This is a genomic window from Bradyrhizobium sp. (assembly GCF_028868675.1).
Lineage (GTDB): Bacteria > Pseudomonadota > Alphaproteobacteria > Rhizobiales > Xanthobacteraceae > Bradyrhizobium.
Genome location: NZ_JAGWUA010000083.1, coordinates 1 through 19,617 on the forward strand (window position 1 = coordinate 1; position 19,617 = coordinate 19,617).

19 protein-coding genes, 1 tRNA gene and 2 pseudogenes are annotated in these 19,617 nt (G+C 66.7%); 14 read left to right on the top strand and 8 right to left on the bottom strand.

From position 1 onward, the window contains the following. From KGM94_RS12855 to KGM94_RS12870, 4 genes and pseudogenes are all read left to right on the top strand, one after another. Window positions 1-369, top strand: a pseudogene (locus KGM94_RS12855) (RraA family protein); the annotation flags it as partial. 26 nt (window positions 370-395) lie between these two features. Next, on the top strand, window positions 396-767 hold the full coding sequence (locus KGM94_RS12860) for a cupin domain-containing protein (protein ID WP_300259323.1): 372 nt from the start codon (window positions 396-398) through the stop codon (window positions 765-767). A 334-nt stretch (window positions 768-1,101) separates the two neighbouring features. Beyond that, window positions 1,102-3,282, top strand: coding sequence for an FAD-dependent oxidoreductase (locus tag KGM94_RS12865; protein WP_300259325.1), 2,181 nt, complete (start codon window positions 1,102-1,104; stop codon window positions 3,280-3,282). Between the two features lie 35 nt (window positions 3,283-3,317). Beyond that, a tRNA-Arg gene (locus KGM94_RS12870) sits at window positions 3,318-3,394 on the top strand. 55 nt (window positions 3,395-3,449) lie between these two features. Here KGM94_RS12870 and KGM94_RS12875 read toward each other — a convergent pair. The 5 genes from KGM94_RS12875 to KGM94_RS12895 are packed head-to-tail and all read right to left on the bottom strand — an operon-like array spanning window position 3,450 to window position 7,501. Then, window positions 3,450-4,595 (bottom strand): acyl-CoA dehydrogenase family protein, encoded by a 1,146-nt coding sequence (locus tag KGM94_RS12875; protein WP_300259327.1) that lies wholly within the window; start codon window positions 4,593-4,595, stop codon window positions 3,450-3,452. Window positions 4,596-4,608: 13 nt separating this feature from the next. Then, window positions 4,609-5,436, bottom strand: coding sequence for an SDR family oxidoreductase (locus KGM94_RS12880; protein WP_300259329.1), 828 nt, complete (start codon window positions 5,434-5,436; stop codon window positions 4,609-4,611). Window positions 5,437-5,454: 18 nt separating this feature from the next. After that, window positions 5,455-5,865, bottom strand: a complete 411-nt coding sequence (locus KGM94_RS12885) for a MaoC family dehydratase (protein WP_300259331.1) — start codon at window positions 5,863-5,865, stop codon at window positions 5,455-5,457. Between the two features lie 4 nt (window positions 5,866-5,869). Then, window positions 5,870-6,316 (bottom strand): MaoC family dehydratase N-terminal domain-containing protein, encoded by a 447-nt coding sequence (locus KGM94_RS12890; RefSeq protein WP_300259333.1) that lies wholly within the window; start codon window positions 6,314-6,316, stop codon window positions 5,870-5,872. A gap of 3 nt (window positions 6,317-6,319) precedes the next feature. After that, window positions 6,320-7,501 (bottom strand): lipid-transfer protein, encoded by a 1,182-nt coding sequence (locus KGM94_RS12895; protein WP_300259335.1) that lies wholly within the window; start codon window positions 7,499-7,501, stop codon window positions 6,320-6,322. Between the two features lie 90 nt (window positions 7,502-7,591). Between KGM94_RS12895 and KGM94_RS12900 the strand changes: the two genes are divergently transcribed. The 3 genes from KGM94_RS12900 to KGM94_RS12910 all read left to right on the top strand — a co-directional run bounded on the left by KGM94_RS12900 (window position 7,592) and on the right by KGM94_RS12910 (window position 10,688). Beyond that, window positions 7,592-8,344, top strand: a complete 753-nt coding sequence (locus KGM94_RS12900) for a TetR/AcrR family transcriptional regulator (RefSeq protein WP_300259337.1) — start codon at window positions 7,592-7,594, stop codon at window positions 8,342-8,344. Beyond that, window positions 8,341-9,897, top strand: a complete 1,557-nt coding sequence (locus KGM94_RS12905; RefSeq protein ID WP_300259340.1) for a long-chain fatty acid--CoA ligase — start codon at window positions 8,341-8,343, stop codon at window positions 9,895-9,897. The genes KGM94_RS12900 and KGM94_RS12905 overlap by 4 nt, the downstream gene beginning before the upstream one ends. A gap of 101 nt (window positions 9,898-9,998) precedes the next feature. Beyond that, entirely contained in the window at window positions 9,999-10,688 is a 690-nt protein-coding gene (locus KGM94_RS12910; RefSeq protein WP_300259342.1) for an alpha/beta family hydrolase, read from the top strand. On the opposite strand, the gene KGM94_RS12915 is transcribed toward KGM94_RS12910, so the two are convergent. Further along, the gene (locus tag KGM94_RS12915) at window positions 10,676-11,650 is read right to left on the bottom strand and encodes a ketopantoate reductase family protein (protein WP_300259344.1); all 975 of its coding nucleotides are present in this window, start codon (window positions 11,648-11,650) and stop codon (window positions 10,676-10,678) included. The genes KGM94_RS12910 and KGM94_RS12915 overlap by 13 nt on opposite strands. A gap of 174 nt (window positions 11,651-11,824) precedes the next feature. On the opposite strand from KGM94_RS12915, the gene KGM94_RS12920 reads away from it, so the two are divergent. The 5 genes from KGM94_RS12920 (at window position 11,825) to KGM94_RS12940 (ending at window position 16,786) form a co-directional block, all read left to right on the top strand. Further along, the gene (locus KGM94_RS12920; RefSeq protein ID WP_300259346.1) at window positions 11,825-12,628 is read left to right on the top strand and encodes an enoyl-CoA hydratase-related protein; all 804 of its coding nucleotides are present in this window, start codon (window positions 11,825-11,827) and stop codon (window positions 12,626-12,628) included. Window positions 12,629-12,657: 29 nt separating this feature from the next. Continuing rightward, entirely contained in the window at window positions 12,658-14,022 is a 1,365-nt protein-coding gene (locus KGM94_RS12925) for an FAD-dependent oxidoreductase (protein WP_300259348.1), read from the top strand. 21 nt (window positions 14,023-14,043) lie between these two features. After that, window positions 14,044-15,045 (top strand): ABC transporter substrate-binding protein, encoded by a 1,002-nt coding sequence (locus KGM94_RS12930; protein ID WP_300259350.1) that lies wholly within the window; start codon window positions 14,044-14,046, stop codon window positions 15,043-15,045. Window positions 15,046-15,198: 153 nt separating this feature from the next. Beyond that, window positions 15,199-15,972 carry an ABC transporter ATP-binding protein gene (locus tag KGM94_RS12935; RefSeq protein WP_300259352.1) on the top strand — a complete coding sequence of 258 codons (774 nt, stop codon included), beginning with the start codon at window positions 15,199-15,201 and terminating at the stop codon, window positions 15,970-15,972. Beyond that, window positions 15,965-16,786: an ABC transporter permease gene (locus KGM94_RS12940; RefSeq protein ID WP_300259354.1), complete on the top strand. Its 822-nt coding sequence runs from the start codon at window positions 15,965-15,967 to the stop codon at window positions 16,784-16,786. The genes KGM94_RS12935 and KGM94_RS12940 overlap by 8 nt, the downstream gene beginning before the upstream one ends. Before the next feature lie 111 nt (window positions 16,787-16,897). Here the strand turns inward: KGM94_RS12940 and gtdA are convergent, their stop codons facing one another. Then, window positions 16,898-17,938: a gentisate 1,2-dioxygenase gene (gene gtdA / locus KGM94_RS12945; protein WP_300259356.1), complete on the bottom strand. Its 1,041-nt coding sequence runs from the start codon at window positions 17,936-17,938 to the stop codon at window positions 16,898-16,900. Window positions 17,939-18,029: 91 nt separating this feature from the next. On the opposite strand from gtdA, the gene maiA reads away from it, so the two are divergent. Together maiA and KGM94_RS12955 are read left to right on the top strand one after the other, a co-directional pair. Continuing rightward, complete coding sequence (maiA, locus tag KGM94_RS12950; protein ID WP_300259358.1) at window positions 18,030-18,662, top strand: maleylacetoacetate isomerase; 633 nt, start codon at window positions 18,030-18,032, stop codon at window positions 18,660-18,662. Next, on the top strand, window positions 18,652-19,194 hold the full coding sequence (locus KGM94_RS12955) for a MarR family transcriptional regulator (protein WP_300259360.1): 543 nt from the start codon (window positions 18,652-18,654) through the stop codon (window positions 19,192-19,194). Before maiA ends, KGM94_RS12955 begins: the two co-directional genes overlap by 11 nt. 120 nt (window positions 19,195-19,314) lie before the next feature. Here the strand turns inward: KGM94_RS12955 and KGM94_RS12960 are convergent. Then, a pseudogene (locus tag KGM94_RS12960) lies at window positions 19,315-19,617 on the bottom strand (benzoate-CoA ligase family protein); the annotation flags it as partial.

Here is a 19,617-nt window from a genome sequence, read left to right on the forward strand (position 1 = left end):
CGCGCGCTGGTCGGCGAGATCATGACCAACATCGCGCTCTACAGGGGCGCGGCCGGCTACGTGATCGACGGCGCGATCCGCGATGCCGGCGCGCTCGCGGCATCCGACTTTCCGGTCTACGCGCGCACGGCGATTCATCGCGGCCCCTACAAGAGCGGCCCCGGGGAGATCAACGTGCCGGTCTCGGTCGGTGGATGCGTGATCTCGCCGGGCGACATCGTGGTCGGCGACGAGGACGGTGTGGTGTCGTTTTCACCCGCCGGTGCCGCGGACCTGCTGGAAGCGGTGCGCGCGCAGGTCGCGCGCGAGGAGGAGACGCTGAAGGCGATTCGCGAGGGCCGCTACCAGGGCTCTTATGGAAAATCCTGAAACGAGAGACGGCGGGGGAGGGCGCATTGAGCCAGAAGCAAGAGTTTCACAATCTCGATGATCCCAGCGACGGCCTGTTTCGCGAGCTCGCGGCCGGCCTCACCACGCGCATCTTCTCCGGCGAGCACGCCATGCTCTCGGTGGTGACGCTGGCGCCGCATGCGGAAGGCACGCTGCATCATCATCCCGAAGAGCAGTGGGGCGTGCTGCTCGACGGATCGGCGATCCGCTTCCAGGGCGGCGAAGAGATTCACGTCAAGAAGGGCGATTTCTGGCGTACACCCGGCAACGTCCCGCATACGATGCGCGCAGGGCCCGACGGCGCACGCGTGCTCGACATCTTCAGCCCGCCGCGGCCGGAGTACAAGAAGCCGGGCTCGGGTTTCGGGACGACCTGACGCTGCAGACGACAACAACGAGACGCAGCGCCGGCGGGTACGCCGGCCGACATCGTCGCGGGCATGGCGACATCCGTGCGCGAGAGCAAATCTCAGAGCGTAGGGGGCGCGGCCTCCGCCGTGCCCCGGAGCGCAAGATCCTGGCCGCGAGGTGCAGGGAGTATTGGAGTAGAGCGCGTCAATCTTTCCATTGTAAAGATTTTTGTTGACCGACCTTCGACGTCGCGCTATTCACATCTTGACACTGGAAAGATGGGCTCGCGCCTGTGCCGACCGCCGCGTGGGCTCGATTCGCGCCGAAGCCGGCGCCCGCGAACCGCCCTCGGAGGCGTGAATGAAGATATTTCTCACCGTCAAGTTCGCCCTGCTCCCGTTTGCTGCGTTCTGGCTGCTGATGGGGGCGCACCAGCCCGAATGGGCCATTGGGATGGGCTTTGTGCTGTCGTTCGCAGGCAATCTCTGGCGGCTCTGGCGCGGTGAATTCGCGCTGCTCGAGGTGTTCAGCTTCGCGCTGTTCCTTGCGCTCGGCAACGTGCAGATCGTCGCTCCCGACTGGGCCGCCGGCAACGCGCTCTGGCTGTCCTTTGCCGGGCTCGGTCTCGTCAGCCTCCTCAGCGTGGCGCTGGGCTGGCCGTGGACGGCGGACTATTCTCGCGCCGCCTATCCCGCGAATGCCGGGACCGTGCAATTCCGCCTAGTCAATGCGGCGATCACCGGCCTGTGGGGCGTTCTGTTTCTCGCGCTGGCCGCCTGCCGCTACGCCGGCGTGCCCTCTTGGATCACCGGCCTGATCGTCGCTTTCGGTGCGCTGGTCTCGATCTTCGGACCGCGTCTTGCGATCGGCTTGATGCTGCGGCGGATGCGCGCGGCTCGGGAGAGCTTTCGCTGGCCGGCGCCGAGCTTCGTCAAGGAGGGCGTCAAGCAGGGCGTCGATTGCGACGTCGCGGTGATCGGCGCCGGCATCGGCGGTCTCGCGGCCGCGGCGCTGCTCGCAGACGCCGGGCTCGAGGTCCGCGTCTTCGATCATCACGTCGTGCCCGGCGGCTACTGCCACACTTACTTGCGCAAAGCCCATCACGACAACAAGCCCGTGCTCTATCGCTTCGACGCAGGTCCGCATGATTTTTCCGGGGTCTGGCCGGGCGGCACCGTCACGAGCCTGCTGGAGCGGCTCGGGGTTGCCGATCGCATCCAGTGGCAGCGCGTGCGGCACAGCTACCATCTGGCGGGCGAGCGGATCGACGTTCCCGACGACTGGCGCGACTATGCGCGGCAACTCGGCGAGAAATTCCCCGCCAGTGCAGAGGGCATCAAGACCCTGTTCGAGACGCTGCACGCGATCTTCGAGGACATGTACGCCACGGGGCGCGACCGCTCCGGCATTCCCGGCATGCCGCCAACCGTCGACGAACTCCTCGCCTTCCCGAAGAACCATCCGACCGCGTTTCGCTGGATGAACGAGCCCTTCGACGCCCTCGTCGCGGCCCATGTCAGCGATCCCGCCGTGCTGCGGTTTCTCAATGCGCTTGCCGGCTATCTCGGCGACGGCAGCGAGCGGCTGACCTGCGCGCAGATGGCGCCGATCTTCGGCTACTATTTCAAGGGCGGTCACTACCCGATCGGCGGCTCCGGCCGGTTCGCCGACCTGCTGGTCGAGGCGATCGAGGAGCGCGGCGGCGAGGTTCACCTCAAGACAGCCGTGCGCAAGATTCTCGTCGAGGACGGCCGTGCCGCCGGCGTCGTGCTGAACGACGGCAAGATCGTCCGCGCCAGCGCGGTCGTCTCCAACGCCGACATCAAGCGCACCTTCCTCGATCTCGTCGATCCGGCGCTGCTGCCGACGGCTTTTCGTGACAGGATGGCGCAGGTCGAGCCCGCCAACTCCGCCTTCTCCGTCCATCTCGGACTGAACATCGATCCCGACATCCGTCCGGCCGTTCACCTCGACCGCCCGATGGGCGTCGGTCTCGCCATGATGTCGAAGCTCGATCCGCAGGCCGCGCCCGCCGGACACGCGACGCTCACCCTGATCACGCTCGTTCCCCAGGCGCGCGCAAGAGAATGGTTTCCCGACGAACCCAGCGAGGACTGGAAGGCGTGGCGCCGCTCCGGGATCTACGAGGCGCGCAAGCAGAAGCTCGGCGACGCCATGATCGCGGCGGCCGAGACCGTCATCCCCGGCCTGTCCAGCCACATCGTCTACCGTACCGATGCAAGCCCGGTGACCTATGCCCGCTACGACTGGGCAAGCCTGGGCGCGATCTACGGCGTGTCGCGGCAGGGGCGGCTGAAGGGATCGAAGTCGCCGCTGCGCAATCTGGTGATTGCGGGCGGCGGCAATGCCGGCGCCGGCGTCGAAGCCGTCGTCATTTCCGGTGCGGAGGCGGCCGAAGCCCTGGTGCCGGGCCTGTTGCGGCAAAAGTCCGCCCGCCCGAACCGGCAGCCGCGGCTCGCGGGACCGGTCGCGGCGGGCGCCGTTCGCAAGGCTGGCGATCACGCTCCTGCTTTGCTATGAACCGGCCGGCAACCCGCGTTTTCCGCGGGTTCCGCGGTCCCGTAGCTCAGCCGGATAGAGCGGCGGTTTCCTAAACCGTAGGTCGGAAGTTCGAGTCTTCCCGGGATCGCCATTTCACCCGTGTCCGGCCCCGCAAGCGAGGCCGGGTATGCGGGCAACGCGGGCTGTTACAGCGACCGCGAGATCAACAGCTTCATGATCTCGTTGGTGCCGCCATAGATCTTCTGGATGCGGGAATCGATGAACATGCGGGAGATCGGATATTCCTGCATGTAGCCGTAGCCGCCGAACAGCTGCAGGCATTCGTCCGCGGTCTCGACCTGCTTCTGCGAGCACCACCATTTCGCCATCGAGGCCGTGACGGTGTCGAGGTCGCCCGCGACCAGCCGCTCGACGCACCAGTCGACGAAGACGCGCGCGATCATCGCTTCCGTCTTGCGCTCGGCGAGCTTGAAGGCGGTGTTCTGGAATTCGATGAGCGGCTTGCCGAAGGCGGTGCGCTCCTTGGTGTAGGCGGCGGTCAGTTTGACCGCGCGCTCCATCGAGGCCACCGCCCCGACCGCCAGCGCCAGCCGCTCCTGCGGCAATTGCTGCATCAGTTGAACGAAGCCGTTGCCTTCCTCGCTGCCGAGCAGGTTCTCCGGCGGCACGGTGACGTTGTCGAAGAACAGCTCCGAGGTGTCGGACGCGTGCAGGCCGATCTTGTCGAGGTTGCGGCCGCGCCGGTAGCCCTCCGTGCCCGCAGTCTCCACCACGATCAGCGAGATGCCCTTGGCGCCCTTGTCTCCCGTCCGCGCGACCACGATGACGAGGTCGGCGGCCTGGCCGTTGGTGATGAAGGTCTTCTGGCCGTTGATGACGTAGGAATTGCCCTGCTTCTTCGCCGTGGTCTTGACGTTCTGCAGGTCGGAGCCGGTGCCGGGCTCGGTCATGGCGATGGCACCGACCATCTCGCCCGAGGCCATCTTCGGCAGCCAGCGCGTCTTCTGCTCCTCCGAGCCGTAGTTGAGGATGTAGTGGGCGACGATCGCGCTGTGCACGGAGACGCCGGTCGTTACCTCCGACACCGTGGCTTCGAGGTCCTCCAGCACCGCCGCGTCATAGGCGAAGGTCGCCCCCAGGCCGCCATAGGCCTCCGGCACGCTCGGCAGCAGCGCGCCCATTTCGCCGAGCGCGCGCCAGGCAAAACGGTCGACCATCTTCTGCGCGCGCCACTTCTCGGCGTGCGGCGCCAGGTCCTTGGCGAGAAACTTCCGGAACTGGTCGCGGAAGACGTCGAGCTCTTCGGTCATCCAGGATGAGCGGTATTCCATGCAATCCTCGCTGTCAGACGATCAGGCCGCCGCCGGCGACCACCACCTGGCCGCTGATATAATTGGATTCTGGGCTGCAGAACAGATAGACGGCGTCGGCCGCCTCCTCCGGTGTGCCGCCGCGGCCGAGCGGGATCATCCGTGCCATGGCCTCCAGCATCTGGGGCTGCACGCCGACCTTGATGTCGCGCCCCGCCACGTCGATGGTCTTCTGTTGCGCCTCGATCGGCTGGGTCAGGCGGGTGTTGATGAGGCCGAAGGCGACGCAGTTGACGTTCACCTTGTAGCGCCCCCACTCCTTGCACATGGTCCGCGTCAGGCCGATCAGCGAGGCCTTGGCCGAAGAATAGCTCGCCTGGCCGGCATTGCCGTAGAGGCCGGCGATCGAAGAGATGTTCACGACCTTGCGGAATACCTCGCGCCCTTCCTCCGCCTCCTTCTTCGCAAGCACGCGGATCGGCTCGGCGGCGGCGCGCAGGATCCTGAACGGCGCGACCAGATGGACGTCGAGCATCGCCTGGAACTGCTCGTCCGTCATCTTCTGGATGGTGGAGTCCCAGGTGTAGCCGGCATTGTTGACGATGATGTCGAGTCCGCCGAACTTGTCCAGCGCGGCGCCGACGAAGCGATCGGCAAAGCCTGCCTCCGAGGCGCTGCCGTTCACCGCGACGGCGTCGCCGCCCATCGCCTTGATCTCCGCGACCACGGCGTTGCCGGGCTCGGCGTCGAGATCGTTGACCACGACCCTCGCTCCCTCGCGCGCGAGCTTGAGCGCAATCGCGCGTCCGATGCCGCGGCCCGAGCCGGTGACGAGCGCGACCTTGCCTTGCAGTTTTGCCATGTGGATGTCCTCTGATTCCTAGAGCGCGACGACGGCGCTGCCTTCGAGCTTGACCTCGCCGCGGTCGTCCCTGGTGGTGAGCGCGAGTTTTGCGCGACGCTCGCCGTTCTCGCTGAACAGCTCGGTCACGGTGCCTTCGCAGGTCAATTTGGCGCCGAGCTGGGTGATGGCCACGAACCGCGTCGCGAACGCCCGCAGTTTTGCCGGCGGCACCGCATCGGTCAGCGCCTGGCCGAGGCAGCCCATCACCAGCATGCCGTGGGCGAACACGTCGGGAAAGCCGGCCGCCTTGGCGAAGTCGATGTCGACATGAATCGGATTGTGGTCGCCCGACGCGCCGCAATAGAGCGCGAGCTTGTGGCGGTTGATCGGCGGGAACGTCTTGTGCACGAGGCGGTCGCCGACCTTGATGTCGTTTGTTGCGGTCATGGCGTCACCCGTTGCGCACGACGACGGTGCGCGAGGTGTCCGCGACATGCACGCCGTTCTGGTTGGTCACTTCGCAGTCGATCGCGATCAAGGTCAACGCGCCGCCTTTCTTCTCCGTCACGCTCGCAACGTGCGGGCGGAAGGTGAGAGTGTCGCCGACGAGGACGGGCGCGTGATAGGCAAAGCTCTGCTCGCCGTGCAGGACGCGGGCGAGGTCGATGTCGAGCGCCGTCAGCATCTCGAAGGGGTTTTCGGCGTCCATCATCTCAAGGCAGAACAGGTAGGTCGGCGGCACCGGCGTGCCGGCAAAGCCGGCGGCGCGCGCGGCCCCGGCGTCGCGATAGACCGGGTTCTGTTCGCCCAGCGTGTCGAGGAAGTAGCGCAGGCGTCCCGGCTCGACGCGCGCGGTGACGGGCGCGAAGCGGTGCCCTACGGCAGATTGATCGACCATGGGTCAGTGCTTCTGGTACAGCGTGACGACGCAGGCGCCGCCGAGGCCGAGATTGTGCTGGAGCGCGGTCTTCGCGCCCTCGACCTGGGTCGGACCGGCGGTGCCGCGCAGCTGCCGCGTCAGCTCGTAGCATTGCGCGAGCCCGGTGGCGCCGAGCGGATGTCCCTTGGACAACAGCCCGCCGGACGGGTTGGTGACGATCCGCCCCCCATAGGTATTGTCGCCGTCGTTGATGAACTTTGCCGCCTCGCCCTCGCCGCACAGCCCGAGCGCCTCGTAGGTGATGAGCTCGTTGTGAGCGAAGCAATCGTGCAGCTCGACGACGTCGAGGTCTTTGGGTCCGACGCCGGCGCTTTCATAGACCTGCTTCGCGGCATCGCGGGCCATGTCGTAGCCGACCACCTGCATCATGTCGTGGGCGTTGAAGGTGGAAGGCGTATCTGTCGTCATGGTCTGCGCCTTGATCCGCACCGTCTTGCCGATGCCGTGCTTGTCGGCAAAGCGTTCCGACACCAGCACCGCGGCGGCACCGCCGCAGGTTGGCGGACAGGCCATCAGGCGGGTCATGACGCCCGGCCAGATCACCTGGTCGTTCATCACATCGTCCGCCGTGACCTCCTTGCGGAAGATCGCCAGCGGGTTGTTCTTGGCATGGCGGCTGGCTTTCGCGCGCACCTTGGCGAAGGCGTCGAGCGGAGTGCCGTATTTCTTCATGTGGCTGAGGCCGGCGCCGCCGAAATAGCGCAGCGCCAAGGGAATGCCGGGTGCGTCGATCAGCTGGTTCGCGGCCTCGTCGAATTCCTCGAAGGCGCTGGGGCGGTCGGTATAGACGCTGCCCAGCGCGCCGGGCTTCATCTGCTCGAAACCGACCGCAAGCACGCAATCCAGCGCGCCGCTTGCGATCATCTGTCGCGCCAGGAACAGCGCGGTCGAGCCGGTCGAGCAGTTGTTGTTGACGTTGACGATGGGAATGCCGGTCATCCCGACGTGGTAGAGCGCGCGCTGTCCGCAGGTGGAATCGCCGTAGACGTAGCCGACATAGGCCTGCTGGACGGCGTCATAGTCGAGGCCGGCATCGGTCAGCGCGAGCCTGGTCGCCTCGGTGCCCATCACATGATAGGGCGCGCTCGCGCCCGGCTTGGCGAAGGGAATCATGCCGACTCCGGCGACGATCACGTCAGACATCGCAATCTCCGAAATATATTACTCATTGGACTTTTTCTTACCCACGGGTAATATATCGACCGTCCGTCGAGGGAGTCAACGCGTTCGATCATGGATTCGACATCGCCCACCGTGCCTTCTTCTTCGCCCTGGCTGCCGTTCGAGAGCCGGCGCCGCGCCCGCGACGAGAAGCGCGAGGCGGTGCTGCGCGCGGCGGTCCAGCTCTTCCTCGAGCAGGGCTACCGCCGCGCGACGCTGAACGAGGTCGCCGAGCGGCTGAACATCACGAAGCCCGCGCTGTACAATTATTTCCGCGGCAAGGACGAGATCCTGTTCGAGTGCTGGTCGATGGGCGCCGAACTCGTCGACGGCGTCATCACGGAGATCAACGCCGGCGGTGGCCCGGGCCTCGCCAAGCTGCGCAAGCTGGTGCACGCCTATGCCGGGCTGATGGCGACCGATTTCGGCGCGAGCCTGGTGCGGTTCGACCTGCGCGATCTCGCCGAGAAGAACGCGGGCCTCGCACGCACCGCCAAGAAGCGGATCGACGCCACTTTCCGCAAATATATCGCAGCAGGGATCGCCGACGGCTCGATCAAACGCTGCGATCCCAAGCTCGCGGCGTTTGCCATCGCGGGCGCGCTGAATTGGATCGGGCACTGGTACCGGCGCGACGGCGGTTTGTCGCCGACGGCCATCGCCGACGAATTCGCGGTTCGGCTGACCGAGGGGCTGGCGGCGTCGGCGGGTCGGGATCGGACATTGAAGGAGACGCCGGCTGCGCCGCAGCGGCGCACGCCAAGGCGCAAGACGGCAGCGAACAAGACAACAGGGAAGAAGCGTCCAGGAGGAGTATCGCGATGAACATCACGCACGGGCTGCGGCGGGCGCTGCAGATCAATCCGAAGGGGTTGGCGACGGTCTATGGTCGGCGGCGGCAAGACTGGGGCGAGCTCGGCGCGCGGGTCGCGCGGCTGGCCGGCGGCTTGCGCGGACGCGGCGTCGCCGACGGCGATCGCGTGGCGATCCTGTCGCTCAATTCCGACCGCTATCTCGAGCTGTATCTGGCGACCGGCTGGGCGGGCGGGGTGGTCGTGCCGCTCAACATCCGCTGGAGCGCGCTCGAGAACGAGGACGCGCTGCGCGACTGCCGCGCCGGCATTTTGTTCGTCGACAAGGCCTTTGCACCGGTCGGCGCACAGCTTGCCAAGGCGATCCCCGGGCTGAAGCTGATCTATGCGGACGACGGCGAGGTGCCGGCGGGGCTCGAGAGCTACGAGGGCCTGATCGAGGCCAGCGCGCCGGTCGCGGACGCCATGCGCGAGGGCAGCGATCTCGCCGGCATCTTCTACACCGGCGGCACCACCGGGCGCTCCAAGGGCGTGATGCTCAGCCATCACAATCTGATGGCCAATGCGCTGAATGCGCTCGGCGAGGGCCTGTTCCCGGCAAGCACGGTCTACCTGCACGCCGCGCCCATGTTCCACCTCGCCAACGGCGCGGCGATGTATTCGCTGCTGCTCTCCGGCGGCTCCAACGTCATCGTGCAGGGCTTTACCCCGGAAGGCGTGATGGCTGCGATCCAGAACGAGCGCGTCACCGACGTGTTGCTGGTCCCGACCATGATCCAGATGTTCGTCGATCATCCAGCGATCGCGAACTACGACCTGTCCTCGCTCAGGCACATCATCTATGGCGCATCGCCGATCAGCGAGGCCGTGCTCGACCGCGCGGCGCGCGCGCTGCCGCATGTGCGCTTCACCCAGGCCTATGGCATGACCGAGCTGTCGCCGATCGCGACGTTGCTGCATGCCAATGAGCACATCGGCGAGGGGCGCAGGAAGGGCCGCCACCGCGGCGCCGGCCGCGCCACGCTCGGCTGCGAGGTGCGGATCGTCGACGAGAACGACCAGCCCGTGGCCTCAGGCACCGTCGGCGAGATCGTGGTGCGCGGCGACATCGTGATGATGGGCTATTGGGAGCGGCCGGAAGAGACCGCACGCGCCGTGATCGGCGGCTGGATGCACACCGGCGACGGTGGCTACATGGACCAGGACGGCTTCGTCTATGTCGTCGACCGCGTCAAGGACATGATCATCTCCGGCGGCGAGAACGTCTATTCGGTCGAGGTCGAGAACGCGTTGGCGCAACATCCGTCCGTGCTGCAATGCGCGGTCATCGGCATCCCCAACGAGCAATGGGGCGAGCAGGTCCACGCCGTCGTGGTCAAGCGCGGCGGCGTCGAGGTCTCCTCCGGCGAGCTGATCGAGTTCACCAGGACGCTGATCGCCGGCTACAAATGCCCCCGCAGCATCGAGATCACGGAAGCGCCGCTGCCGCTCTCCGGCGCCGGCAAGGTGTTGAAGCGCGAGCTGCGCAAGCCGTTCTGGGAAGGCCGCGACCGGCGGGTGAGCTAGCTCTGGCTGAGCTGTTGCCGAGGCGATGGGTCTGCGAATTGTGTACTTGCAGACCCGGCCTTCGCGGCTACCAATGGCCGCTCCATCGGAGGCATCGGACCTTGGCCGGAACGCGCGAGCTCAAGCTCGGCATCGAACGTGTTGGAACGGTTTCGGCTCTCCTGACCGAGGCGGCCAAGCCGCGCGCCTGCTTCGTGTTCGCCCACGGCGCCGGCGCCGGCATGAGGCATTCGTTCATGGAACAGGTCGCGGCCGGCTTGGCGGACCGCGGCGTCACGACGCTGCGCTTCAACTTTCCCTATATGGAGCAAGGCAGCCGCCGCCCCGACGCGCCGGGAATCGCGCATGCGGCGATCCGGGCCGCGGTGGCGGAGGCGTCGCGGCTCTGTCCTAATCTGCCGCTGATCGCCGGCGGAAAATCCTTCGGCGGACGCATGACCTCGCAGGCGCAGGCCAAGGCGCCCTTGCCCGGCGTGCGCGGCATTGCGTTCTTCGGCTTCCCGCTGCACCTCGACGGCAAGCCGTCGGCGGAGCGCGCCGATCACCTCGCGGGGGTCGAGGTTCCCATGCTGTTCCTGCAGGGCACGCGGGACAAGCTCGCCGACATCAGTCTCCTCAAGACCGCGATCGAGAGGCTCGGGGCGAAGGCGATGCTGCACGTGGTGGAAGGGGCCGACCACTCCTTCCTGGTCCTCAAGAAGTCGGGCCGCAGCAACGCTGAAACGATGGAAGATATCCTGGACGCCTTCGCGACGTGGCTCGACAGGCTGGAAATCGCTCAGGCCGAATAGAGCCCCTTGTCGCGCGCCTTCTGGGTCGCGAGCGCCGCCATCAGGTCGAGCATCGGCGTCGACAGGCGCGCCGCGCGTGCGAACGCGGCCGGCGCCTTCACCAGCACGTCGATCTCCATGGCACGGCCGAGCTCATAATCCTGCAGCAGCGAAGGCTTGTGGTTCGGCGCGGGACCGCTGCGCGTCACGCGCTTGACCTCGGGAATATAGTGCTGCGCGATCTCGTTCGATTCATCCATCAGGCGCGGGATAACTTGAGTGAAGGCCGGATCGTTGCGTACCGCGCGCGCGGTCTGGCCGGTGAGCAGGCAGAGCACCGACAGCGACATGTTGGTGAGCAGCTTCGACCAGATCGCCTCGCGGATGTCGGAGACGAAGGGCGACTCGAGTCCCGCATCGCCAAGCGCGCTGCGCAACCTTGCGATCCGTTCGCTGGCGCGGTCGTCGCATTCGCCGATCAGGAGCCGGTTGCGGTCCGGCGAGAGGTTTTGCGCCACGCCGGGCGCCACGATTTCGTTGGAGGAGAAGATCACGCCGCCGACGATCCTCGCCTTCGGGATAGCGGCGCGCAGGCGGCCACCGGGGTCGAGGAAGGCGAGATCGGGCGGCGCGGGGTGCCGCTGCGGCAGCCCGATGTCGTACCACCAGGGAATGCCGTTCTGCGCGAACACGATGGCCGTCTCCTCGTCCAGCAGCGGCGCGATTCCGGCGACGAGACCCTGAAGGCCGGTCGCCTTCAGCGTGCTGATCACGACGTCCTGCGGGCCGAGCTGCGCCGGGTCGCCGGAAGCGCGCACCTTGGCGCTGAGCTCGGCGTCGCCGACGCGTAGCTTGAGGCCCTGGCTGCGCACCGCCTCCAGATGCGGCCCGCGCATCACGCAAGAGACGTCATGGCCGGCGCGCGCCAGCCGCACCGCAAGATGGCTGCCGACGGCGCCCGCGCCGAAGATGCAAATGCGCATGATGTGGGTGTCCCGTCAGAAAGTGGATGGCATTTCCGGACAGCATGGCACAGCCGGCCATGCGATGGGCGCGACCGTCCCCGACGAAAGTGATGGATCGGCCGAGGCGGTCCCGCCATAGTGTGCGACACAGCAGGCCAAAAGAGGCCGAGAGGATCGCCCGGAGAAGCGCCCATGTCTGAAAACCCTGTTCTGTGGACCCTCGACGAGCGCGGGGTCGCGACCGTCATCTTGAACCGTCCCGAGGTCAACAACGCCTATGACGGCGCGCTGATATCGGGCGTGCTGGCGGCGATGGACGATCTCGGCAGCAAGCCGAATCTGCGCGTCGTGGTGCTCAGGGGTAACGGCAAGCACTTTCAGGCCGGCGCCGATCTGAAATGGATCAATAGCGTGCGGCCGCAATCGGTGGAGGCCAACGAGGAGGCCTCGCAGGCGACGTTCGAGGCCGTGCAGCGGCTCAACACGCTGCCGATCCCGACGGTGGCGCTGGTGCAGGGCGGCTGCTTTGGCGGCGGCACCGGCGTGATCTCGGCCTGCGACATCGTCATTGCCGCCGACAATGCGCTGTTCTCGATCACCGAGGTACGCTGGGGCCTGACGGCGGCGATCATCATCCCGCAGCTCTGCGACGCCATCGGCGTGCGTCAGGTGCGGCGCTATGCGCTCACCGGCGAGCGCTTTGGCGCGGAAGACGCCCGCCGCATCGGCCTCGTTCACGAGGTCGTGCCGCTTGCGGAACTGGAGGCGGCTGGCGCGAAGGTCGTCGCGCAGTTGCTCGCCAATGGGCCCGACGCCATGGCAGAGACCAAGCGCCTGGCGCTGGAAAGCTCGTTCGGCGGCATGAGCGTCGATGATGCCGCCTATGCACGGCTGGTGCGCCTGCATTCGCAAAAACGCCAGAGCGCTGAAGCGGCCGAAGGCCTCGCCTCGTTCGCCGAGAAGCGTGCAGGCAACTGGTCCGTGCGCAAGGCGTGATGGATCGCTCACCGTCCGGGAATCGCAGCGTGTCGACCAAGACCATCCAGGAGCCCGCCCGCCAGATCCCGCTCTATGGCGAATATGAAGTCGCCGTGCTCGGCGGCGGGCCGGCCGGGATCGCAGCGGCCGTCGCGGCGGCGCGGGCCGGGCGGCGCACGCTCCTGATCGAGCGTTACGGCTTTCTCGGTGGCATGGGCACGGCCGCGGGCGTCACCAACTTTTGCGGCCTGCACGCTAATGTCTACGGCAATGCGCACCGGGTGGTGCAGGGCATCGCCTCGGATCTGCTGGCGCGGATCGACCGGCTCGACGGATTGAACGCGCCGCATCTGATCCTCGGAAAAATCTTTGCGCAGGCCTATGACACCGCGGCCTACAAGATCGCAGCGGATGATCTGCTGGCGAGCTACAAGGTCGATATTCTCTTCCACGCGCTCGCCGCTGGCGTCGTCATGAACGGCGATCGCCGCGTCGATGCGCTGATGGTCGAGACCAAAGCCGGCCGGCGCGCAGTGCGCGCCGGTGTCTTCATCGACTGCTCCGGTGACGGCGATCTCGCGGCATGGGCGGGCGCGCCGTTCGAGGTCGGCGATGCGCAGGGCCATCCGCTCTATCCCTCCATGATGTTCCGCCTCAACGGCATCGATCCCGACAAGGCGGGCGATGCCTGGCGGACCATTCCGCAATTGATGGAGCAGGCGCTGGCGGCCGGCACCCATAGTTTTCCGCGCAAGAGCGCGATCGTGCGCCCGCAGCGCTCCGGCATCGAGTGGCGGGTGAATTTCACGCAAGTCGCGCGGCCGGACGGCCACGCCGTCAACGGCATCGAGCCCGATGATCTCACCCGCGGCGAGATCGAGGGTCGGCGGCAGGCGCTCGCCGCCCATCAATTCCTGCGCACCGTGCCGGGTTTCGAGAAGTCCTACATCGTCGACCTGCCGCCGCAGCTCGGCATTCGCGAGACCCGCCGCATCAAGGGCGGTTATCAGCTCTCCGGCGAGGACGTGCTCGGCTGCGCCTCGTTCGGCGATTCCGTCGGCGTCAACGGCTGGCCGATCGAGGCGCATGTCGCGGGCGACGTCGTCTTCACCTTCCCGCCGATTCCGGAATCGCGCGGCTACAACGAATTGCCGTACCGCATGCTGGTGCCCGAGGGCGTCGACAACCTGCTGGTCGCCGGCCGCTGCGCCTCGATGACCCATGAGGGCCAGTCGGCGGCGCGGGTGTCCGGCGCCTGTTTCGCGATGGGCGAAGCGGCCGGTTCCGCGGCCGCCCTGGCGCTGGCGGGCAACCGGATGCCGCGTGACATCGCGGTTGAAAAGTTGCAGGAAACGTTGAGACAACAGGGCGCCTTCATCGGCCGGGACCAGGCCGTGCCCGAGGGGCTGTAGGGACGCAATGGAGGAGACGGGATGATCGGACTTGCGCGGCTTGCGCTTGCGGGCCTGTTGGCGCTCACGATTGGCGGGGCAAGGGCCGAGGACGCGCTCAAGGCGAAAATCGGCGTGCTGCGGCTGTCCTCCTCGGCGCCGGTCTTCATCGCACAGGACAAGGGCTACTTTCGCGATGCGGGTCTCGACATCGAGCTGAAGTTCTTCGATGCGGCGCAGCCGATCGCGGTCGCCACCACCTCGGGCGACGTCGATTTCGGCATCACGGCGTTTACCGCCGGTCTCTACAATCTCGCCGGCAAGGGTACGCTGAAGGTGATCGGCGGCATGAGCCGCGAGAAGGCCGGCTATCCCCTGATCGGCTATTTCGCCAGCAACAACGCCTACGCCGCGGGGCTGGAGACGCCGAAGGATCTCGCTGGAAAGCGCGTGGCAGTGACGCAGGTCGGCTCCAGCTTCCACTATTCGCTCGGGCTCCTCGCCGACAAATATGGCTTCAAGCTCGCGGACGTGAAGATCGTGCCGCTGCAGTCGCTGTCGAACGCGGCTGCGGCGCTGAAGGGCGAGACGGTCGATGCGGCGCTGCTTCCGGTGTCGACCGCGCGAAAGCTGATGGATGAGGGCGGCGCAAAGCTTCTGGGCTGGGTCGGCGACGAGACGCCGTGGCAACTCGGCGCGGTGTTCGCATCGCCCAGGACCGTCGCCAACAAGGCGCTGGTCGCAAAGCTGCTCGGCGCGCTGGCAAAGGCCGACCGCGAATACCACGACGTCATCCTCGCCGCGATGAAGGACGGCAAGGCGCCGATCGACGACAAGACGAAGCCACTGCTCGAGATCATCGCGAAGTACACCAATCTCCCGGTGGAGCAGGTGGTCGGCAATTGCGCCTATGTCGACCCGGACGGCAAGCTCGACGTCAGGAACGTCGACAACCAGATCAGGTGGCTGCAGGAGCAGGGCTTCGTCGACAAGGGCTTTGACGCCGAGGCGATCATCGCCGGGGAGTTCGTGAAGGCGGATTGATGAGTGAACCAGCAACTATCGCCGTCATCCTGAGGCGCGAGCGCAGCGAGCCTCGAAGGATAGACGGCCCAGCTGCATCCCGGCCGTCCATCCTTCGAGACGCCGCTGCGCGGCTCCTCAGGATGACGGATCGAGAGAGTATGCGCTAGGCGAATGGACCTGATCGCCGACCATATCAGCCACCGCTTCGGCGAGCTTGCCGTGCTCGACGACGTCTCGTTCACGGTCGGTGCGGGCGAGGTGGTGGCGATCGTCGGGCCCTCCGGCTGCGGCAAGAGCACGCTGCTGTCGATCCTGGGCGGGCTGTTGCAGCCGGCATCGGGCGCGGCCAGGCTGCGCGGCGCGCCGCCGTCCGACAGCCTCAATCCGCTGACCTTCGTGTTCCAGGATTTTGCGCTGCTGCCCTGGGCCGATGTCGAGGACAACGTCGAGTTCCCGCTGCTGCACACCCAGCTCTCGGCTGCTGCGCGCCGCGCACAGGTCGACGATGCCTTGCGCCGCACCGGGCTCGCCGATTTCCGCAAGGCCTATCCGAAGCAACTCTCGGGCGGCATGCGCCAGCGGGTCGGGATTGCGCGGGCGCTCGCGGTCAGGCCCGCGATCCTGCTGATGGACGAGCCGCTGTCGGCACTGGATTCACAGACCCGCGAGCTGCTGATGGAGGATTTTGTCCGGCTGCTCGCCGACGGCTCCATGGGCGCGGCCTATGTCACGCACAATCTGGAAGAAGCGGTGCGTCTTGCCGACCGCATCGTCGTGCTGTCGCGGCGGCCGGGTCGGATCCGCGAGGTCGTGACGGTGCCGATGACCCGCGCCGAGCGCGGTCAGGTTCTTGCGCGCGAAAAGCTGCTCGAATTGCAGAACCAGATGTGGTCGCTGATCCGCACCGAGGCGATCGACGCCGAGCGCGAGGTGCAGCATGCTTGAGCGCGCGCAGCACGCCCCGGCAAAGGATGCCGCGACGCGGCCGGTACGGTTTCGCGGCGCCGGTTTCGTGCCGTCGAGCGGCCGCTACTCCGGCTGGATCGCGCTCGCGCTGGTGATTGCGCTGTGGCAGATCGCCGGCAGCGCGCACTGGATCAATCCGCTGTTCCTGCCGGCGCCGTCGGCGATCGCGCGCGCGATCTACGAGCTCGCAATCTCCGGCGCGCTCTGGCAGCACGTCTCGGCCTCGCTGCTGCGCATCGGCGTGGGCTGGCTGCTCGGAACCGCGGCCGGCGTTGCGGTCGGCTTTGCCATCGGCCTGTCGCGGCTCGCGCGCAGCGTCGGCATCACCTTCATCTCGGCGCTGTTTCCGATCCCGAAGATCGCGCTCTTGCCGCTGTTGATCCTCTGGCTCGGCATCGGCGAAGAGCCGAAGATCGCGACCATCGCGCTCGGTGTGTTCTTCTCCACCGCAATCTCGGTCTACAGCGGCGTCGACGCCGTGCCGCGCAACCTCATCCGCATGGCGCAGAGCTTCAACGTGCCGTTCGCCGCCATCGTGCGCCGTGTGGTCTGGCCGGGCGCGCTGCCATCGATCCTCGCCGGCTTCCGCATCACGGCCTCGGTGGCGCTGCTGCTGGTCGTCAGCGCCGAGATGATCGGCGCCCAGTTCGGCATCGGCGCCTTCGTGCTGCAGGCGGGCAATCTGATGCAGACCGATCAGCTGCTCGCCGGTGTGGTGATCCTGTCGGTGTTCGGCCTTGCGGTCGGCAAGGCAATCAATTGGGCCGAGACGCGGCTGCTGCACTGGCGGTGAGGACTTTCCCATCATTGCGAGCGGAGCGAGGCAGTCCAGAATCCCTCAGCGCCGGCGACCTGGATTGCGTCGTCGCTGCGCTCCTCGCAATGATGCGGGAGAGAGCAGAAACTACGCGTTGCCGCGGTCCTCGCGGAACAGGTCGAGCTTCTCCTGCACCGGGCGGTCGGAGAATGAGAACAGCACCGCGTCTTCGTCGGCCTCGTGCGTCACCTGGTGCCAGCTCGGTACCACGAAGAGGTCGCGTGGGCCCCATTCGAACACCTGGTCGCCGATGCGCGAGCGGCCCCTGCCTTCGATCGGCGCGAACACGGTGGCATCGGTCGCGCGATAGCGCGCAGTCTTGAAACCCCTGGGCAAGAGCTGGATGAAAGTGCCGATGGTCGGCATCGCGAAATCGCCGGTCTCGGGGTTGGTGAATTTCAGCTTCAACCCGTGGCAGGCGTCCCACGCCTGCCGCTGCTTCGCCTTCTCCAGCGCCTCGCGGGTGTAGCTGTAGGGATAGCTGAAGATCGGCGACGTCTTCGATCGCGGCTTGGAATCCACCGGCAGTAGATTGTGGCCGTAGAGCGCAAAGCTGTCGCCGTTCGGCTTCGTGATCGGCTGCTGATCTTCCTTCATCCGCTCGACGAAGGAGGCGTCGAAGAACTGCACCACTGGAATGTCGAGCCCGTCGAGCCAGAACATCGGCTCGCTGGTCTCGTTGGAATGATCGTGCCACGTCATCGACGGCGTGATGATGAAATCGCCCGGCTCCATCGACGTGCGCTCGCCGTCGACGGTGGTGTGGGCGCCCTTGCCCTCGAGCACGAAGCGCAGCGCCGACTGGCTGTGGCGGTGGGCCGGGGCGACGTCGCCGGGCACCACCATCTGCACGCCGGCATAGAGCGAGGTGGTGATCTTCGACTGGCCGCGCAGGCCCGGGTTTTCCAGGATCAGCACGCGGCGCTCGGCCTCTCTTGCGGTGATGAGCTTGCCGGCTTCCGTCATGTAGTCCTGGATGACGTCGAATTTCCACAGATGCGGCCGGCACGCGCTCTTCGGCTCGGGTGTGATCAGGTCGCTCATGACGGTCCAGAGCGCGGTGAGGTTCTCGCCGTCGATCTTCCTGTAGAACGCCTCGCGTTCCGGCGTGTTCGCCACGGCATCCATCGCTGGCCTCCCGTCGTTCTCGTTGAGATTGACAGCATACTGACAATCTCGGTAGCGTCAATCATGGGCGGTGATATCGAGGGAGGACTCCATGAAGCTGCACGGCTATTTCCGCTCCAGCGCAGCCTATCGCGTGCGGATCGCCCTGAGCCTGAAGGGCCTGACGGCGCAGCATCTGCCGCATCATCTTCGCAAGGGCGAACAGACCGCCCCCGACTATCTCGCCATCAATCCGCAAGGCCTGGTTCCGGCGCTCGAGGACGACGCGGGCGCGATCCTGACCCAGTCGCTCGCGATCATCGAATGGCTGGACGAGACCCATCCCAGTCCGCCGCTCTTGCCGAAGGACCCCTTGCGCCGCGCAAGAGTGCGGGCGTTCGCGCAGGCGATCGCCTGCGACACCCATCCCGTGCAGAACCTGAAGGTGCTGTCGCGGCTGCGCGGGCTCGGCTTGCCCGAGGAGAAGGTGACGGAATGGGCGGCCTGGGCGAACCGCGAGGGCCTGTCGGCTTGCGAGACCCTGATCAGGGACGAGCCCGGGCCGTTCTGCTTCGGCGACGCGCCGACGCTTGCCGATCTCTGCCTCGTGCCGCAGCTCGGCAATGCGCGCCGGTTCGGCGTCGACGTCTCCGCCTATCCGCGCCTGCTCGAGGCCGAGGCCGCGGCCAAGGCGCTGCCGGCCTTCGCCGACGCCGCGCCGGAGCATCAGCCCGATGCCGAGTAAGCTGGCCTCTCCGATCACGATGGACGCGGTCTATGCCGCGCCGGGCTACCTGTTCCGGCGCATGCAGCAGATCGCGATCTCGATCTTCATGGAGGAGTGCAGGGCGTTCGATCTGACCCCGGTGCAATATGCGGCGCTCGTCGCGATTCACACCCATCCCGGCATCGATGCGACACGGCTGTCCGCCGTGATCGCCTTCGACCGTTCGACGCTCGGCAGCGTGATCGAGCGGCTCCAGGCCAAGGCCTATATCGAGCGCAAGCCGGCGCCGGAGGACAAGCGCATCAAGCTTCTCTATCTGACGAAGTCGGGCACAGCGATCCTGCGCGAGATCATCCCCGCGGTCGAGCGCGCCCAGGCGCGCATGCTGCAGCCTCTCAAGCCCGCCGACCGCAAGGCGCTGACGACGCTGTTGTTGCAGCTCGTCGATCTCAACAACGAAGCCTCGCGCGTGCCGCTCCGTGCCGGGGATGCGCGGGAGCATCTCTCCATCGTCGTCCCGGGCAAGCGCAGCGCGACTCGGGACCCATAACCACGGGATTGTGTTTGGCGAAGATTGCCAACTCCGATCTCGTACCGCAACCACTCCCTGTGGTTGTGGGTCAACGCATTCGCGGGGACGACACCGATGGTGTTGAGGCAGCGTTACCCCTCACATCCGCAGCAACGCCTGCCGGTCGATCTTCCCCGTGCCGGTCTTCGGCAATTCCTCGATGAAGATGACTTCGCGCGGGTATTTGTAGGGCAAGAGCCGGCCCTTGACGAAATCCTGCAGCTTGCGCGTGGTCGCGTCGCGGTCGAAGCCGCGGGCGTTCATCACCACCACAGCCTTCAGCGTCGTGCGCCGGTCGGGCAATTCGGCGGCGAACACGGCGCATTCGCGGATCTCAGGATGGTCGGCGAGACATAGCTCGACCTCGAGTGGATAGACCCACTGGCCGGAGATCTTGACGAG

Bases quoted from the DNA above. Each gene is read 5' to 3' on its own strand.
- KGM94_RS12865 (WP_300259325.1), top strand. From the start codon at position 1,102: ATGAAGATATTTCTCACCGTCAAGTTCGCCCTGCTCCCGTTTGCTGCG.
- KGM94_RS12875 (WP_300259327.1), bottom strand. From the start codon at position 4,595: ATGGAATACCGCTCATCCTGGATGACCGAAGAGCTCGACGTCTTCCGC.
- KGM94_RS12880 (WP_300259329.1), bottom strand. From the start codon at position 5,436: ATGGCAAAACTGCAAGGCAAGGTCGCGCTCGTCACCGGCTCGGGCCGC.
- KGM94_RS12885 (WP_300259331.1), bottom strand. From the start codon at position 5,865: ATGACCGCAACAAACGACATCAAGGTCGGCGACCGCCTCGTGCACAAG.
- KGM94_RS12890 (WP_300259333.1), bottom strand. From the start codon at position 6,316: ATGGTCGATCAATCTGCCGTAGGGCACCGCTTCGCGCCCGTCACCGCG.
- KGM94_RS12895 (WP_300259335.1), bottom strand. From the start codon at position 7,501: ATGTCTGACGTGATCGTCGCCGGAGTCGGCATGATTCCCTTCGCCAAG.
- KGM94_RS12900 (WP_300259337.1), top strand. From the start codon at position 7,592: ATGGATTCGACATCGCCCACCGTGCCTTCTTCTTCGCCCTGGCTGCCG.
- KGM94_RS12905 (WP_300259340.1), top strand. From the start codon at position 8,341: ATGAACATCACGCACGGGCTGCGGCGGGCGCTGCAGATCAATCCGAAG.
- KGM94_RS12915 (WP_300259344.1), bottom strand. From the start codon at position 11,650: ATGCGCATTTGCATCTTCGGCGCGGGCGCCGTCGGCAGCCATCTTGCG.
- KGM94_RS12920 (WP_300259346.1), top strand. From the start codon at position 11,825: ATGTCTGAAAACCCTGTTCTGTGGACCCTCGACGAGCGCGGGGTCGCG.
- KGM94_RS12930 (WP_300259350.1), top strand. From the start codon at position 14,044: ATGATCGGACTTGCGCGGCTTGCGCTTGCGGGCCTGTTGGCGCTCACG.
- KGM94_RS12935 (WP_300259352.1), top strand. From the start codon at position 15,199: ATGGACCTGATCGCCGACCATATCAGCCACCGCTTCGGCGAGCTTGCC.
- KGM94_RS12940 (WP_300259354.1), top strand. From the start codon at position 15,965: ATGCTTGAGCGCGCGCAGCACGCCCCGGCAAAGGATGCCGCGACGCGG.
- gtdA (WP_300259356.1), bottom strand. From the start codon at position 17,938: ATGGATGCCGTGGCGAACACGCCGGAACGCGAGGCGTTCTACAGGAAG.
- maiA (WP_300259358.1), top strand. From the start codon at position 18,030: ATGAAGCTGCACGGCTATTTCCGCTCCAGCGCAGCCTATCGCGTGCGG.
- KGM94_RS12955 (WP_300259360.1), top strand. From the start codon at position 18,652: ATGCCGAGTAAGCTGGCCTCTCCGATCACGATGGACGCGGTCTATGCC.